General features: G+C 68.5%; 17 protein-coding genes and 4 tRNA genes. 17 read left to right on the forward strand and 4 right to left on the reverse strand.

Annotation, left to right across the window (positions count from 1 at the left end; all coding sequences use genetic code 11):
- Position 1 precedes the first annotated feature (1 nt).
- Complete coding sequence (locus tag ACN469_RS39240) at positions 2–499, reverse strand: caib/baif family protein (protein WP_498776768.1); 498 nt, start codon at positions 497–499, stop codon at positions 2–4.
- Positions 500–552: 53 nt separating this feature from the next.
- Positions 553–1,116, reverse strand: a complete 564-nt coding sequence (locus tag ACN469_RS39245) for a hypothetical protein (RefSeq protein WP_498776770.1) — start codon at positions 1,114–1,116, stop codon at positions 553–555.
- 34 nt (positions 1,117–1,150) lie between these two features.
- Between ACN469_RS39245 and ACN469_RS39250 the strand changes: the two genes are divergently transcribed.
- The 4 genes from ACN469_RS39250 (at position 1,151) to ACN469_RS39265 (ending at position 5,794) form a co-directional block, all read left to right on the forward strand.
- A complete protein-coding gene (locus ACN469_RS39250) occupies positions 1,151–3,214 on the forward strand; it encodes an ATP-dependent helicase (protein ID WP_498776772.1) in 2,064 nt (687 codons plus the stop codon).
- A 195-nt stretch (positions 3,215–3,409) separates the two neighbouring features.
- Complete coding sequence (gene rplM / locus ACN469_RS39255; RefSeq protein ID WP_253997607.1) at positions 3,410–3,856, forward strand: 50S ribosomal protein L13; 447 nt, start codon at positions 3,410–3,412, stop codon at positions 3,854–3,856.
- Between the two features lie 14 nt (positions 3,857–3,870).
- A complete protein-coding gene (gene rpsI, locus ACN469_RS39260; protein ID WP_046712181.1) occupies positions 3,871–4,272 on the forward strand; it encodes a 30S ribosomal protein S9 in 402 nt (133 codons plus the stop codon).
- Positions 4,273–4,408: 136 nt separating this feature from the next.
- Entirely contained in the window at positions 4,409–5,794 is a 1,386-nt protein-coding gene (locus ACN469_RS39265) for a type IV pilus twitching motility protein PilT (RefSeq protein WP_498776774.1), read from the forward strand.
- Positions 5,795–6,000: 206 nt separating this feature from the next.
- On the opposite strand, the gene ACN469_RS39270 is transcribed toward ACN469_RS39265, so the two are convergent.
- Positions 6,001–6,738: a hypothetical protein gene (locus ACN469_RS39270; RefSeq protein WP_498776776.1), complete on the reverse strand. Its 738-nt coding sequence runs from the start codon at positions 6,736–6,738 to the stop codon at positions 6,001–6,003.
- Between the two features lie 35 nt (positions 6,739–6,773).
- Between ACN469_RS39270 and ACN469_RS39275 the strand changes: the two genes are divergently transcribed.
- From ACN469_RS39275 to ACN469_RS39335, 13 genes are all read left to right on the forward strand, one after another.
- Entirely contained in the window at positions 6,774–7,277 is a 504-nt protein-coding gene (locus ACN469_RS39275) for a regulatory protein RecX (RefSeq protein WP_498776778.1), read from the forward strand.
- Positions 7,278–7,287: 10 nt separating this feature from the next.
- Complete coding sequence (locus ACN469_RS39280; protein ID WP_498776780.1) at positions 7,288–8,064, forward strand: outer membrane protein assembly factor BamD; 777 nt, start codon at positions 7,288–7,290, stop codon at positions 8,062–8,064.
- Positions 8,061–8,765, forward strand: coding sequence for a hypothetical protein (locus ACN469_RS39285; protein ID WP_498776782.1), 705 nt, complete (start codon positions 8,061–8,063; stop codon positions 8,763–8,765). Before ACN469_RS39280 ends, ACN469_RS39285 begins: the two co-directional genes overlap by 4 nt.
- A gap of 41 nt (positions 8,766–8,806) precedes the next feature.
- On the forward strand, positions 8,807–9,529 hold the full coding sequence (locus tag ACN469_RS39290) for a tetratricopeptide repeat protein (RefSeq protein WP_498776784.1): 723 nt from the start codon (positions 8,807–8,809) through the stop codon (positions 9,527–9,529).
- Between the two features lie 5 nt (positions 9,530–9,534).
- A complete protein-coding gene (locus ACN469_RS39295; RefSeq protein ID WP_498776802.1) occupies positions 9,535–10,470 on the forward strand; it encodes an FHA domain-containing protein in 936 nt (311 codons plus the stop codon).
- 72 nt (positions 10,471–10,542) lie between these two features.
- Entirely contained in the window at positions 10,543–11,583 is a 1,041-nt protein-coding gene (gene selD / locus ACN469_RS39300; protein WP_498776804.1) for a selenide, water dikinase SelD, read from the forward strand.
- Positions 11,584–11,651: 68 nt separating this feature from the next.
- Entirely contained in the window at positions 11,652–12,461 is an 810-nt protein-coding gene (locus ACN469_RS39305; RefSeq protein WP_498776786.1) for an N-acetylmuramoyl-L-alanine amidase family protein, read from the forward strand.
- 99 nt (positions 12,462–12,560) lie between these two features.
- Positions 12,561–13,274, forward strand: a complete 714-nt coding sequence (gene rph, locus ACN469_RS39310) for a ribonuclease PH (RefSeq protein ID WP_498776788.1) — start codon at positions 12,561–12,563, stop codon at positions 13,272–13,274.
- Entirely contained in the window at positions 13,271–13,876 is a 606-nt protein-coding gene (locus tag ACN469_RS39315; RefSeq protein ID WP_498776790.1) for an XTP/dITP diphosphatase, read from the forward strand. The genes rph and ACN469_RS39315 overlap by 4 nt, the downstream gene beginning before the upstream one ends.
- Before the next feature lie 70 nt (positions 13,877–13,946).
- Positions 13,947–14,020: transfer RNA gene (locus ACN469_RS39320), tRNA-Pro, on the forward strand.
- A gap of 36 nt (positions 14,021–14,056) precedes the next feature.
- Positions 14,057–14,133 (forward strand) — tRNA-Arg (locus tag ACN469_RS39325).
- A gap of 84 nt (positions 14,134–14,217) precedes the next feature.
- A tRNA-His gene (locus ACN469_RS39330) sits at positions 14,218–14,291 on the forward strand.
- Positions 14,292–14,314: 23 nt separating this feature from the next.
- Positions 14,315–14,388: transfer RNA gene (locus tag ACN469_RS39335), tRNA-Arg, on the forward strand.
- Positions 14,389–14,537: 149 nt separating this feature from the next.
- Here ACN469_RS39335 and bet read toward each other — a convergent pair.
- Positions 14,538–15,626, reverse strand: a complete 1,089-nt coding sequence (bet, locus tag ACN469_RS39340; protein ID WP_498776806.1) for a phage recombination protein Bet — start codon at positions 15,624–15,626, stop codon at positions 14,538–14,540.
- Positions 15,627–15,853 lie beyond the last annotated feature (227 nt).

Consider the following 15,853-nt stretch of genomic DNA (forward strand, 5'->3'; position numbering starts at 1 on the left):
CTCACGACAGCCCCAGCTCCTTGCGCAGCTTGCCTACGATCTTGAAGTACTCGGTCCGGGGGAAGGGGACATTGAGGATGTGGAAGTCCTTCTTGGCCAGCCCCACGCAGCCGAAGCAGTAGTTGCAGTCCTGCAGGTTGCGGCAGAGCACCAGGTACGCGCTGGTGGTGCAGTTCTCGCTCTGCAGGCAGTAGGCGCACGCGTGACAGCTCTTGCACTCCACGCAGTGCGAGCAGTTGTTGCACAGCTCGCACCGCGTGCAGTGGGTGCACTGGAAGCAGCTGTCGCAGTCCTTGCAGAACATGCAGTTGGCGCAGCGCTGACAGCCCTCGCACGCATACGAGCCCGGGTTGCCAGGGTCCGACGCGTAGCTCTTGGTGAGCTTCTGCAACTGCTCCAGGAACTCCCGCTTGCCGAGCGCCGACACCACCGCGCGCGCCGCCTTCTCCGCGGCGAGCGGATCCACTGCGTCTGGCCGCGTACCTTTCTCCTTCACCACCCGGGACACTCCTTGCCCGTCGTCAGGGCTCTCTTTGGGGCTCTCTTCGGGGCTCACTGAAGCCGGGCCAGCCCGGCCAGGTCGATTCCTCGCGCCACCCGCCGCACCTCCACCGTCCCCGGGAAGCCTCGGCTGGTGACGGCCACCACGAAGCGGTCCCCCACCAGGAGGTTCGCCTCCGCCAGCGACTCCTCCGCGTCGTACCTCACGAAGCCCACCGCGTCCTTCCAGTGGATGGGGGCCGCCGGGTCACTGGGCGCCCGCCCCTTGGCCCGCTCCGCCGCGTCGCGGATGGCCTGGCCAATCTTCTCGCCCATCGTGGTGTCCACGATGCGCACCTTCACCTCTCGCCCCTCACCTCGGGTGAACAGGCGCTCGGCCTCGGAGACGGAGACTTCTCCGTACTTGCCCGTGGAGCCCTGGGTGCGCGCGACGGTGAAGCCATCCAGTGCCTCTGGCAGGAAGGGGGCCAGCGTCTTGAAGTACACGCAGGGCGCGCTCGCGGCGGGCACGGAGGCTTCTACCTCGCCAAGGGCGGCGTCACGGTCCAGGCATCCGACACCCGGAGCGAGCGCGAGCAGGGCGGCGGTGAGGCGGAGGAGAAAGTTGTCGCGCACGGACGAATCAAAGGGTATCCCCGGCCCGCGCGCAATGGACCTCTCGAAGCTCAACCCTCCTCAGCGCGAGGCCGTGGTTACCCTCCAGGGGCCCTTGCTGGTCCTCGCGGGCGCTGGCAGCGGGAAGACTCGCGTCATCACCCACCGCATCGTCCACCTGCTCGACGAGCGACCAGACCACATCCTGGCTCGCAACATCCTCGCCGTCACCTTCACCAACAAGGCGGCCACGGAGATGAAGGAGCGCCTGGTCCACATGGCCGGGCCGCGTGCGCAGGGGGTGCTGGTGTGCACCTTCCACGCCTTTGGCGCGGAGATGCTCCGCGAGGACATCCACCGCCTGGGGTGGCCCAAGAAGTTCGCCATCGCGGACATGGGCGACCAACTCGCCATCATCCGCCGCGCCATGCGCGAGCACCGCGTCGACGACCGCTCCTTCGACGCGCGCAAGGTGCTCAACCTCATCTCCAAGGCGAAGAACTCCGGCAAGGCCCCGGAGCCCAAGCTGGAGGGCATCGGTGATGACTACGACCTCATCACCCACATGGTGTACCCGGACTACCAGCTCGCGCTGAAGGCGCAGGGCTCGGTGGACTTCGACGACCTGCTGTTGTTGCCCGCGCGCCTCTTGCGTGAGCACTCGGACCTCTACGTCAAGTACACGCGCCGCTTCCGCTATCTCCTGGTGGACGAGTTCCAGGACACCAACCTGGCCCAGTTGGACGTGCTCAAGCTGATGGCCGGCGAGTCGCGCAACGTGTGCGCGGTGGGTGACGACGACCAGTGCATCTACTCGTGGCGCGGCGCGGAGGTGCGCAACATCCTCCACTTCGACCACTTCTTCCCGGGCAGCAAGGAAGTGCGGCTGGAGCAGAACTACCGCTCCGTGCAGATGGTGCTGGACGCGGCCAACGCCGTCATCGCGAAGAACCCCGAGCGCAAGGCCAAGCAGATGTGGACCGACCGCAAGGGCGGTCCGAAGGTGAAAATCGTGGCGTGCCCCAATGACGAGGAGGAGGCCCGCTTCGTCGCGCACGAAATCCAGAAGCACGTGTCCCTGGGCGTCCCCGAGGACGACATCGCGGTGCTCTACCGGACCAACGGCCAGTCCCACCCGGTGGAGGAGATGCTGCGCGAGAAGGGCATCCCCTACGAAGTCGTGGGCGGCAGCGAGTTCTTCGACCGGCGCGAGGTGAAGGACGTCATCGCGTACTTCAAGGTCATCGTGAACCGGCTGGATGAAATCTCCCTCATGCGCATCGTCAACGTCCCGTCCCGGGGCATCGGCGACGTGACGATGGAGCGGCTGCACGGGCACTCGCGCTCCGAGGGCGTCACCCTGTGGACGGTGATGCGCAAGGCCACCGAGTACGAGGACCTGCCGCCTGGCGCCGGCGAGAAGGTCCACGAGTTCGTGGAGCTGGTGGAGCGCTACCGCGCCGCGTACGAGCACGGCCAGCTGGCCACCGTGACGCGCAAGCTCTTGGAAGAGATTGGCTTCCGCGAGGCCACGCGCGCGCATGCGCCCAGCGCCACCAGCGCGGACAAGAAGCTCAAGGGCGTGGACGGGGTGCTCGGCTCGCTGGAGCGCTTCGAGAAGCGCGAGGGCCCCAAGGCCAGCCTCTTGACGTACCTCAACCGCCTCAGCCTGGACACGAAGCAGGAGGAGGAAGACGACGTGCCCGGCGCCAACCGCCGCGTCACCCTGATGACGGTGCACGCCTCCAAGGGCCTGGAGTACCGGCTCGTCTTCTTCATCGGCATGGAGGAGGACCTGATGCCGCACGGGGGCATGCAGGGCGAGGCGCAGAACCTCGAGGAGGAGCGACGCCTCTGCTACGTGGGCATCACCCGCGCCAAGGAGCTGCTGTACCTCACCCGCGCTGTCACCCGCGTGAAGCGCGGCAAGGAGGTCCCCCGGACGCCCTCGCGCTTCCTGGAGGACCTGCCCGCCGAGGTCGCCGAGCACGTCGCCATGGACGCGCCGCGTCAGGGCGACCCCACGCCGGAGGAGAAGAACTTCTTCGCGAACCTGAAGGAGCGGTTCAAGAAGCCCGCGCCCGGGGCTCCTGGGGGCGGTGGGGTGCCTGGGCGGTAGGGTGGGGTGGGGGCGGCAGGCGAGCTTTCCAGGGCCGAGGCCCCGCCAACCTTGACTTGATCCTCCATGCCGACTAGGAGGGTCGGCCTTTCCAGGCCTCCGTGGAGTTTCAACGGCGGACCTGCGGTTGGTTAGGCACGTTCAGCGGTTCCCCGGCATGCACCTGGCGGCCGCGAGAAGTTTGGAGTGCAAGAAATGTCGCAGAAGACCTACAGCGCGAAGGCTGGGGACATCAAGCGCCAGTGGCACGTCGTTGACGTGTCCGACAAGGTGCTGGGCCGCGCGGCGAGCCAGATTGCCACCCTCCTCAAGGGTAAGCACAAGGCCATCTACACGCCGTCCATCGATACGGGCGACCACGTCATCGTCATCAACGCCGAAAAGGTGAAGGTGACGGGGACCAAGGAGCAGGACAAGCTCTACTACCGGCACTCCCGTGCGGGTTTCCCCGGTGGTTTGAAGATCACCAACCTGGAGAAGCTCCGCCAGCGTCACCCCGAGGACGTCATCCTCAACGCCGTGCGCCGCATGTTGCCCCGCAACGCGCTCGGTCGGCAGATGATGACGAAGCTGAAGGTCTACGCAGGTGACACCCACCCGCACGCCGCCCAGAAGCCGGCCGCGTTCGCGGTCGAGGCGTAAGGGAGATAACGTCCATGCCCATTCACCAAGAGCTCGGTTTCTACGCCACCGGCCGCCGCAAGGAGGCCACCGCCCGCGTTTGGCTCCGTCCCGGCACGGGTCAGGTCACCATCAACGGTCGGGAGATCAACGACTACTTCGGTCGTGAGACCTCGAAGATGGTGCTCAATCAGCCCCTTGAGATCCTCGAGCAGAAGGGGAAGCTCGACGTCACCGTGAACGTTCGCGGCGGCGGTCTCTCTGGCCAGGCTGGCGCCATCCGTCACGGCATCGCCCGCGCCCTGTGCGCCTTCAACCCGGAGTTCCGTCCGGCGCTGAAGAAGGCCGGCTTCCTCACCCGCGATGCTCGCGCGGTCGAGCGCAAGAAGTACGGTCAGCCGGGCGCGCGTCGCCGGTTCCAGTTCTCCAAGCGCTAACCGTTCAGGTTGGTTGCTCGGTTGTCTCCCGCGGCGGAGGCTCTCTCACGAGGGTCTCCGCCGTGGTGTTTTCCGGGACTCACTGTTTCCCTCGGTCGCCTCGGCGCGGGGGCGTCTGCTACGATTCCAGGCGCCCATGGAACTGAATGAGATCCTCCAGATCGCCCTGCGCGGCGGTGCCTCCGACATTCATCTCAAGGCAGGTCTGCCGCCCATGTTCCGGGTGGATGGCTCGCTGGTGCCGTTGAAGGACGGTCGTCGCCTCCCTCCGGAGGAGGTGGCGCGCATGGCCTTCGGCATCATGAACGAGTTCCAGAAGGAGAAGTTCAAGTCGAGCAACGAGGTGGACCTGGCGTACGGCGTTCCGGGCCTGGGTCGCTTCCGAGTGAACGTCTTCCAGCAGCGCGGCACGGTGGGCGCGGTGTTGCGAGTCATCCCGTTCAAGGTGATGACCATGCAGGACCTGCTGCTGCCGCAGGTGCTGGCGAAGATTTGTGGTGAGGAGCGCGGCCTCGTCCTGGTGACGGGGACGACGGGCTCGGGCAAGTCCACGACGTTGGCGGCGATGATCGACCACATCAACGCCAACGAGACCAGCCACATCATGACGATTGAGGACCCCATCGAGTTCCTCATCCGCGACAAGCGCTCCATCGTGAACCAGCGCGAAGTCGGCGTGGACACGATGAGCTTCTCGCAGGCCCTCAAGAGCGCGTTGCGGCAGGACCCGGACGTCATCCTCGTGGGCGAAATGCGAGACCACGAGACGATCGAGACAGCGCTGCACGCGGCGGAGACGGGCCACCTCGTCATGTCGACGCTGCACACGCTGGACGCGACGGAGACGGTCAACCGCATCGTCTCCGCGTTTCCTCCGCACCAGCAGAAGCAGGTGCGCATCCAGCTCGCGAGCGTGCTCAAGGGCGTGGTCAGCCAGCGTCTGGTGCCGCGCGCGGACGGCAAGGGTCGCGTGGCCGCGGTGGAGGTCCTGCGCGTCACCGCGCGCGTGCGCGAGCTCATCGAGGACAAGGACCGGACGAAGGAGATTCACGACGCCATCGCCCAGGGCACCGACTCGTACGGCATGCAGACCTTCGACCAGTCGTTGATGAGCCTGGTGCGACAGGGCCTGGTGACTTACGAGGAGGCCCACCGGCAGGCGTCCAACCCGGACGACTTCGCGCTGCGCTTCTCCGGCATCAGCGGCACGTCCGACTCGAAGTGGGACAACTTCGACGCGAAGCCCGGCGATGCCCGGCCGATTCCCGGCTCGGCCGCCTTCGCTCAGAAGGGCGCGCCCGTGGGGGCAGCGCCTCCTCCGGCTTCTCCGCCCACGCCGGTGCCCGCCCAGGCCCAGCGTCCGGCGCCGCCCATGGCTCCCGCCGCCGCGCGTCCGCCCGCACCCGCTCAGGCGGCGAGGCCTCCGGCGCCCGCACCCGCACGTCCTCCGGCGCCCGCGCCAGCCCCGGCACCCGCGCCAGCGGCGGGTGGGGACGACGACTTCCAGATCGAACGCTTCTGAGTGCCGGAGCCGGGCCCATCCATCTCACCGGATGGGCCGGCGCGCTCTGAGCGGTGGCGCCGGTCGGTTCAGCGCGGCCACGCAGGACCGTCCGAGCGCTTCGTCTTGAACGGATCCGCGAGGGCAGGGCAGGGGCCTCGCTGCCCAGCGTGGATCCGGTACCCGCGAGTGCGGGTGCATCCTCGACGTACGGCGTTGCCGCGTCGCTACGCGTCTTCCTCGCCCAGCATGGCGCGCAGGCGCGACAGGCGCAGCGGCCCCATGAGGCCCTCGCGCGCGAGCACCTGGAGCAGCTGCGCGGTGGCGTGCACCTTGGCCTCCTGCTCCTCCTCGGGCTTGTCGGCGATCTCCGCGTCGATCAACGCCTCGATGTGCTCGGGGTTGATGGGAGCGGGCCCCTCCTCCCAGGCGATGTCGAACAGCGTGCGGGCCATCGTCTCGCGCACCTTGCGCTCGTCGTCGTTCGGCGCGCCCTTCACGAACCCGAGGCGGAGGGCGTCCACCGCCTCCTTGGTGAGGCCCGCCAGCGCGGGCACCTCGCTCAGGGACTCCTTCACGAAGTCGCGGTCGAACGAGTCCACGTCCTGCGCGTATCCGAAGGCCTCCTCCAGGAGGATGGAGGCGATGAACGCGTCGGTCTCCTCCTCGCTGGCGCCTTCCTCGGCCAGCGCCTCGCGGGCCTTGCGGGTCGGCTCGGCCAGCTCCGCGTCTTCCATCAGCGCGCGCGCCGAGGCATGGGCCGCCAGCAACACGAGCGAGGCCTGGGCGTCCGAGGACAGGACGCGGCCTCCCACGTCCATCAAGATGGCGGCCTGGCCTGGGTTCGCCTTGGCGGCCTCGGTGAAGGACTTCTCCTCCGGAGCGAGGGACTCTCCCGCCTGTTGCTTGCGGAGCGTCTCCTTCGCGACATCGGCGGTGAGGAAGTGGGCGAGGACAGGGTGCATGCCCGCGCCTGTTACCACATGCTACGTATCCCGCCATGCTCTCGGAGGATGAAGGACCGGAGGCCGTCCAGCGCGCCACGGATGCGGGCCTCAAGCTCCTGGCCGCACGTGCCCGCACCCGCCACGAGCTGCTCCAGGCCCTGGAGCGCAAGGGCTTCCCCGCCTCGGTCCGTGACGCGGCGCTCGCCCGGCTCCAGGGGTGGGGTTACCTGGACGACGCTCGCTTCGGCCGCGAGCGCGCCGCCTCTCTCTTGAGCGGCGGCAAGGGGCCCGCCGCCGTCCTCCATCGCCTGCACGCCCATGGGCTGTCCGAGGACGAGGCCCGGGGCGCGCTCGACGCCGCCCGCGACACGGTGGAGTTCGACGCCGTCACCGCGGCGCGCACCGCCCTGGAGAAGCGCGGGCTGTCGGCTCGCCCGCCCGACGGGAAGGCGTGGGCCCGCGCCGCCCGGTTCCTGTCGGGTCGTGGATTCTCCCAGGACGTCATCCATCAGCTCCTGGGCGAACCTTCGCTGGACCCCTCGGGGCCGGACGAATAGCGTGGCGTCGATGCGTTCCGCCGTCGCCTTCCTGACCACCGTCCTGCTGCTTACCTCCGGTTGCGCCACCCTGTCCGGCAGCCAGGGCGGAGACCCCGACTACGCCGCCACCGCCGAGGAGAACCTCCTGCTCGGCAGCGATGCCCTGGAGAACAAGGACTTCCTCAAGGCCCAGAAGTACTTCGAGTACGTCCGCGCCAAGTTCCCCTACCAGGAGGCCGCGCGCGAGGCGGAGCTGCGGCTGGCGGACGTGGACTTCGACCGCGAGGCCTTTCCGGAGGCCCGGGACCAGTACCAGTCCTTCATCAAGCTCCACCCCACCCACGCCAAGGTGGACTACGCGGCCTTCCGCTCCGCCCTCACCCACGTGGAGGACTACCCCTCCGACTTCTTCGCCCTCCCGCCCTCGGAGGAGAAGGACCAGGGCGAGATTCGCGCGGCGCTGTCCACCATGGAGGAGTTCCTCCGCCAGTATCCGGATTCGCAGTACGCCCCGGAGGCCAAGAAGCACGCCGATGAGTCACGCAAGCGGCTGGCCGAGCACGAGATGTACGTGGCCCGCTTCTACACGAAGCGCGAGCGCTGGAAGGCCGTCGCCCAGCGCCTGGAGTCCCTGCTCGTCAAGTACCCGGGCACGCCCCTGGAGGAGGAGGCCCTCTTCGATCTCCACGAGGCGTACGTGAAGCTGAATGACCCGAAGCGCGCGGAGGAGACGCTGCGCCAGGTGCTGCGCCGCCTGCCCGGGACTCCCGCCGCGGAGAAGGCCCAGCGCATGCTGGGCACGTGAAGACGACGGAAGAGTGGAGCCGCCTGGGCGGCCTGGTCATCGCCGGACTGGCGGTGCTCGCCGCCTGCGCGGTGCTCATCCCCCGGCTGCTGGGCTTCGCCGCCGGGCCCGAGGCGGAGATCATCACCGCCCTGAAGCACACCGAGGCCTACGGGCTTTCCCTGCCCATCCCCCACGCCTCGGAGCCGCTCACCTCCCAGGAGCACCACTTCGCCCGTATCACCGTGAAGGTGGAGCCCGGGGCGAAGCGCGCGGAGGCCTTCGCCACCCTCGACTTCGAGGGAAAGCTGGGCGCCACCCAGGTGGGCACGGCCGGGGTGGAGCGGGTGCCCTTCGTCTTGAAGGACGGTGACTGGACGCCGGAGCCCTCCGCCGCGCCCCGACTGGTGGCCGTCGTCGCCGCTCTGGAGGCCCGACGCCGCGCGCTCGAGACAGCGGACACGGAGGCCCTGGGCCGACTGTTGGCGCCCGGAAATCCCGGAGTGGCGGGCCCCGAATGGGACGAGCTGAAGATGATGCGAGGACGCGTCTATCGGGCGGAGGCGTGGTACATCCGCCTGGAGCGGGAAGAAGCGGTCGTCACGGAGCACTGGCGGCTGCAGGGCTCTCTCCCGTCGAGGCCGGTGGACACCCGGGGCCAACGGTCTCTGTCGCTCACGCTTCACGGTGATGAATTCTTGTTTTCGCCCGGGCTCATGTAGGCTACCTGCGTCGGAGGCAGGGCCCGAGGACGGGCCGAGTCATGGAAGAGCCCCTCAAGCAGCTACTGACCCTCGGGCGCGGCTACTTCGAGAAGAAGCAGTACGCCCAGGCCGAGCAGTACCTCGCGAAAATCGTCGAGCAGAATCCGACGTTCGCGGACGTATTCAACATGCTCGGCATCATCTACCACGACCAGGGCCAGTTCGCCCGGGCGCAGCGGGCGTTCGAGTCCGCGCTGAACCTGAATCCGGCGTACACCGAAGCGGCGCTGAACCTGGCGGTCATCTACAACGACATGGGGAAGTACGCCGAGGCGAAGGAGGTCTACCAGGCCGCCTTGTCCCGGCAGAAGACCGGCCCTGGCGAGCTGGACCCCTACGTCGAGAAGAAGATCGCCAACATGTACGGCGAGATTGGCGACGTGTTCGCGTCGAGCGGGGCGTGGCAGAAGGCGATTGAGGAGTACCGGCGCGCGCTGGGCCTGTGTCCCCAGTTCGTGGACATCCGCCTCAAGCTGGGCAACGCCCTGCGCGACGCGGGTGACAACGTGGCGGCCATCGCCGAGTACGAGCAGGTCATCGCGCAGAACCCGGCCTTCATCCCGGGCCGTATCCAGTACGGCGTGGCGCTGTACTCCGCGGGACGCAGGGCGGAGGCGGTGCAGGTGTGGGAAGACGTGCTGGCGCGCAGCCCCGACAACAAGAGCGCGCAGATGTATCTCAACCTGGTGAAGGACCCCGGCAAGGTGGAGCAGGCGGGTTGATGACCATGGATATCGCGAAGACCTATGCCCTGAAGTTCATCTCCGGGAAGTACCAGGGCGGAGAGTTCCCGCTGAAGGCGGAGAAGCAGATCGTCATCGGCCGCTCCAGCGAGCTGGACATGGTGCTCGTCGAGGACATGGTCTCGCGCAAGCACGCGAAGATCAGCTTCTCGGATGGGAAGATCACCATCGAGGACCTCGGCTCCACCAACGGCACCTTCGTCAACGGCGAGAAGGTGAAGCAGGCCCGGCTCAAGGAGGGGGACCGCATCCTCATCGGGACCTCCATCCTCAAGCTCGTGCACCAGGGCGCTGACGGCGCCAACGTGGACGAGAGCATGGCCAAGGTGAAGCTGGAGGAGGCCGCCGCCGCCCAGGCCGCGCGGACCACCACCAAGGGCAGCTCCATGACGGGGAAGATTGAAGAAATCCCCCTGCCGGACCTGCTCCAGCTCTTCCACACCTCCAAGAAGAACGGCGTGCTGGTGGTCAACAGCGCCCAGGAGGGGAAGATCTACCTGCGCCAGGGTCGCGTGTACTACGCGGTCATCAACGACAACCACAACCTGGGGCCGCAGAAGAGCTTCAACCGCATCATCACCTGGGAGCAGGGCGACTTCGAGCTGCGTCCGGCGGACAGCCAGGAGTTCATGGTGGAGCTGGACTCGTCCACGGAGGCGCTGCTGATGGACGCGCTCCGTCAGCTCGACGAACTCAAGCGCCTCCAGCCGAGCATGCCGCCCCCGGAGGCGATGCTTCAGCTCGTCGTCCCGCTGACGCCGCCGCTCAAGGAGCTGACGCCGGAGCTGCTGGACGTGCTCCAGCTGGTCATCAACCAGGGGACCCTGGCGGGCGTGCTGGACCGCGCGGACGCGGACGATGTCGTCACGGCCGAGGGTCTGGTGCAACTCCTCAAGCGCGAGTACGTGCGCATCATCTGAGTCGTACACAGGGCCCGCCCCTCATCCGGGCGGGCCTGAAAAGGGGAACACGCCGTGGCGGACGCGAAGTCGGTGAAGCGCCTGCGCCTCACCGAGCTGAGTCACTGCGCGGGTTGCGCGGCGAAGCTCAAGGCCGGGGACCTGTCGAAAATCCTGGGGGGACTGAAGTCCGCCCGTGGCCCCCAGGCCCTGGTGGGCTTCAACACGAACGACGACGCGGCCGTGTACCGCCTCGCGCCGGGCCTCGCCGTGGTGGAGACGGTGGACTTCTTCCCGCCCGTGGTCGACGACCCGTTCCAGTTCGGCGCCATCGCCGCGGCGAACGCGCTGTCGGACATCTACGCGATGGGCGCCAAGCCGCTGTTCGCGCTCAACCTCGTGGGCTTCCCGGACGGCCTGCCGCTGTCGGTGCTGTCCAAGATTCTGGCGGGCGGTCAATCCAAGGTGGAGGAGGCGGGCATCTCCATCCTCGGCGGCCACAGCATCCGAGACCCCGAGCCGAAGTACGGCCTGGCCGTCACCGGCGTGGTGCATCCGAAGAAGGTGCTCACCAACGCGGGCGCGAAGCCGGGTGACGTGCTGCTGCTCACCAAGCCGCTGGGCACGGGCATCGCCACCACGGCCATCAAGCGCGGGCTCGCCTCGAAGCAGCTCCAGAAGCGCGTCATCGCCGTGATGACCCTGCTCAACCGCGCCGCGGGCGAGGTCTTCGCGTCGGGCAGGTTCAAGGTGAACGCGCTCACGGACGTGACGGGCTACGGCCTGTTGGGCCACCTCCTGGAGATGATGACCGGCTCGAAGACGCGCGCGGCCATCGACCTGGAGCGCATCCCCCTCATCGCGGAAGTGCCCGCGCTGGCCGAGGCGGGGGTGGTTCCGGGTGGCACCCGTTCCAACCTGGCCCACGTCCAGAAGAAGGTCCGCTTCCCCAAGGGACTGCCGGAGGCGATTCAGTGGGTGCTCGCCGACGCGCAGACCAACGGAGGCCTTCTGGCCAGCGTGCCCGCGAGCGACGCGCCCAAGGCCCTCAAGGCCCTGGAGAAGGCGGGCGTGGACGTGGCCCTCATCGGTGAAGTGCGGGCGGGTCGCTCCGCCATCGAAGTCATCGGCTGAACGGCCGAAGCAGGGCAGGGCGGGGAGTTCGCGCCCGGGGTGGGGCTCCGCTAGCATTCCACCCCGGCATGCCGCTGTCCCCTCGCCCCCTCCTGGCCCTCGTTGCCTTCCTCTGGCTCGTCCCCGTCACCGCCGGTGCCGGCGAGCGCCCCGCGCGCATCGTCATCGACCCGGGGCACGGTGGCCTCAAGGAGGGCGCGAAGGGGCCGGGCGCGCTGCGCGAGAAGGAAGTGGCGCTGCAGATTGCCCACCGGCTGCGCTCGAAGCTGGAGGCCGCGGGGGGCGAGGTCTACCTGACGCGGGAGCGCGACGCGCTGGTGACGCTCACCGAGCGCGTGGAGATGACCAACGACCACGGCGCGGACCTCTTCATCTCCATCCACGCCAACTCCATGCCCACGCCCCGCATGCGCGCGCGCACCGAGGGGGTGGAGACCTACTTCCTGTCCGCCAATGCCTCGGGCGAGGCGGCCCTGGCGGTGGCGAACCGGGAGAACGCGGAGGCGCCCATGTCCCGCGTGGCGCGCGGCGACTCGACGCTGGCGCTCATCCTCGAGGACCTGGTCCGCACGGAGGCGCACTCGGACTCCTCCCGGCTGGCCTATGCCATCCACCCCCGGCTGGTGGCGCGCACGCGCGCGGCGGACCGGGGGGTGCAACAGGCGCCCTTCTTCGTGCTGTCCGGCGTGGAGTGTCCGGCCGTGCTCGTCGAGGTGGGCTACATCTCCCATCCGGAGGAGGGTATGCGGCTGGGCCGGGACGACTACCAGGAGAAGCTGGCCGAGGCCATCAGCGAGGGAGTGCTCGCCTTCCTGCGCGAGACGCGTCGGCGTGACGCCGCCCGGCCCGCCCAGGTAGCAGGCCCCGTCTCCCCTTGATGGGCTCGGTGATTGGACAGGGGGGCGACGCGGACGACACGCGCGCCGTGCGGCTCTGGTAGAGAAGGGAGGTTCGCCTCACTTCCCCAGGAGCTCGCCGTGCGTTCCTTCCAACGTGGTGCACTGGACCTTCGCCCCGTCATCATCACCCCCGGAGTGTCCCGCTATGCGGAAGGCTCCGTGCAGGTGGAGTTCGGCCACACCAAGGTGCTCGTCACGTGCTCCACCGAGGAGCGCGTCCCCCCGCACCTGATGGGCAAGGGCACCGGCTGGGTGACGGCCGAGTACGGCATGCTGCCCAGGGCCACGCACACGCGCAACCATCGCGAGGCGGCCAAGGGAAAGCAGACGGGCCGCACCATGGAAATCCAGCGGCTCATCGGCCGCTCCCTGCGCGCCGCGGTGGACCTGTCCACGCTGGGCACGCGCACCCTCACGCTGGACTGTGACGTGATTCAGGCGGACGGCGGCACGCGCACCGCCTCGATTACCGGAGCCTACGTGGCGCTGGTGCTCGCGCTGCGCTCGCTGCAGAAGGCGGGCACCCTCACCAAGACGCCCAAGCTGACGCCCATGGCCGCGGTGTCCGTGGGCGTGGTGGGCGGCGAGGTGCGCGTGGACCTGGACTACGACGAGGACTCGAAGGCGGACGTGGACCTGAACATCGTGGCCACGGGTGACGGGCGCATGGTGGAGGTGCAGGGCACCGCCGAGCACCAGCTCTTCGACCGCAAGACGATGGACGCGATGCTCGACGGCGGGCTTGCCGCCATCCAGCAGCTCGTCGCCGCGCAGGCCAAGGCCCTCGAATGACGACGGGCAAGTCCAAGCTCCTCTTCGCCAGCACCAACAAGGGCAAGCTGCGCGAGCTGCGTGAGCTGGTGGGGGACTCGGTGGAGGTGGTGTCGCTGGCGGACCTGGCGCCCATCCCCGAGCCCGAGGAGGACGGCGACACCTTCGAGGCCAACGCCGTGAAGAAGGCGCTGGAGTATGCCCGGGCCACCGGCCTGCCCGCGCTGGCGGACGACTCCGGGCTGTGCGTGGACGCGCTGGAGGGCCGGCCTGGTGTGTTGTCGGCCCGGTACGCGCCGGGGGACGACAAGGCCCGGTACGAGAAGCTGCTCGTCGAGCTGACCGGGGTGCCCGACGCGAAGCGCACGGCGTCGTTCCGCTGCGCGCTGGCGCTGGCGTGGCCGGATGGCCGGACGCACGTGGAGGAGGGGCGCTGCGAGGGCCGCATCGGCCACGCGCCCAGCGGGACGCATGGCTTCGGTTATGACCCCATCTTCATGTTTCCGGACAGTGGCCGGACGATGGCGGAGCTGACCCCGGAGGAGAAGTCCGCCGTGTCGCACCGGGGCGCGGCCTTCCGGAAGATGAAGCCGAAGCTGCTGATGCTCTCCACCAGCACTTGAGCGAGCCCGTCAGACACGTTGCTCTTGCGCGTCCGTCCGCGATGGTTCAACAATGCCGCACTCTACTTTTCGGGGCGTAGCGCAGCCTGGTAGCGCACCTGCCTTGGGCGCAGGGGGTCGGAGGTTCGAATCCTCTCGCCCCGATTTTAAGTAGCGCAGTGGAAGCAGGCGGCCCGGCCAGCTCCAGTAGCTCAGCTGGATAGAGCACCGACCTTCTAAGTCGGGGGTCGCAGGTTCGAGTCCTGCCTGGGGCGCCAACCTGGTCGCCGTGACATTTGGGCCTTGTACTGGCCCGGCTTTCCACGGTAGGGAAGCCACGCTTCAAACGCCGTTGCGGAACGGCGGCCATAGCTCAACTGGTTAGAGCGCTGGACTGTGACTCCAGAGGTTGCCGGTTCGACCCCGGTTGGCCGCCCACGTTTTTCTCCTCCGTACTCTGCGCTCGTAGCTCAACTGGATAGAGCACTGGGCTTCGAACCCAGGGGTTGGGGGTTCAAGTCCCTCCGAGCGCGCTCCAGTACCCCGTCACTCCGATGATCCGCGCCCGAGCAACGGCGCCTCCGGAGCGACTCCCAGCACCCCTCACCGTGTGGATCCGCGAGGCCCGTCCTCCGCCGAGGCCCTTCCGGCGGAGGAGGACTTCACCTCATCCGTGCACGGCTCAGACGCCGTGCGAGGCGCCGTTGCCCTTGTCGACGGTGGGGACGCGGCAGCGCAGCTCCGTCTCCGCCTCCAGCGCGAGCAGGTTCTCCCGCATCGCCTTGGCCCAGCGCGCGCGGGGCTGCTCCATCAGCTTCTCGTTCGCCAGCTCGATGCTCTCGCTCAGCTCCTCGTCCGAGAGCTCCGAGGCCGTCTTCCCCTTGTAGGGCCCGAAGGCCACCACCACGGCGCTGGCCTTGGGGCTGGGGCGCGGGGCGGGCGGTTCGGCGGGGAGAGGCGCTTCAGCGGCGTCCACCTCCACCGCCTTCGCCGACTCCTTGGGGGGAAGGGGAGGCAGCGGCACGTCGACGTCGAGCCTCGCCTGCTTCTGCTCCTTGGCGGGCGCGGAGGGCAGGGTGGGGAAGGACGCCTTCACGGGGCCGGGACGCGCGCCCAGCACCTCGTAGGCGCCCGTGGGCTCCGCGTGGCTGGGGGCCGCCGGCTCGAAGTCGTCCGCCGGCATCTCCTCGCGGACGTACAGGCCACCGAAGGCCTCGGGATACGCCTTGCGCAGCGCCGCCACCCGGGCGCACTTCTCAATCATCGTCGTGGGAATCTTGGCCCACAGCGGCGTCTGCTGGACGTAGCCGCTGAAGTCCAGCCACACCACGACGGGCAGCTTCCCGTCCCGCACCACGCGGGACCAGCCCCCCACCAGCGCACCCTTGCGCTTGGCCGGGTTGAAGCGATGGACGACCTCGCCCTTCCCCTGGTCCACGACGATGTCGTCCTCGGCGAACACCGCGCTCGCCTGGATGCCCTTGAAGTCCGGGAAGCGCTCGGCCCGGGCGAGCATGCCGGCCTCGGAGGGCTGGAACTCGTACTTGTTCACCCAGTTGGGGCGCTCGCGGTTGCCGATGTTCTGCCGGCGGGCCACGCAGAAGGCCTCCTTGAGGAGGGGGTCCAACCCGCTGCGCTTGCACTGCTCGATGAAGAGGGCGAACTCGTCCTCGCTGATTCCCCTCGGGCAGATGGTGCGTCGAATCAGCTCCATCCGCTCCCGGCTCCAGCCGCCGTGGGCCAGGCCCGCTTCTTCCACCTTGGGGGACATGTTGGCTTCAGTCACTGTCGTCTCTCCTGCATACGTCTGCGCGAAAAGGGCGGACGACCTCCGTCCGCCCGCCTGTGCCTCGGCGGTGCACCTGTTCGAAGCCCGAATTGGGGGCCGTGCGTGCCTGTTCGCCCCGGTGGACCGGGACGGAAAAAGACCCGACGTGGCCCCGTTCAACAGAGGTGCTGGGAGTCTGTTTCATCCGCGCGCGGACACACGGTGGCGCC

This window comes from Corallococcus terminator (assembly GCF_049194865.1).
Taxonomy (GTDB): Bacteria; Myxococcota; Myxococcia; order Myxococcales; family Myxococcaceae; genus Myxococcus; species Myxococcus terminator_A.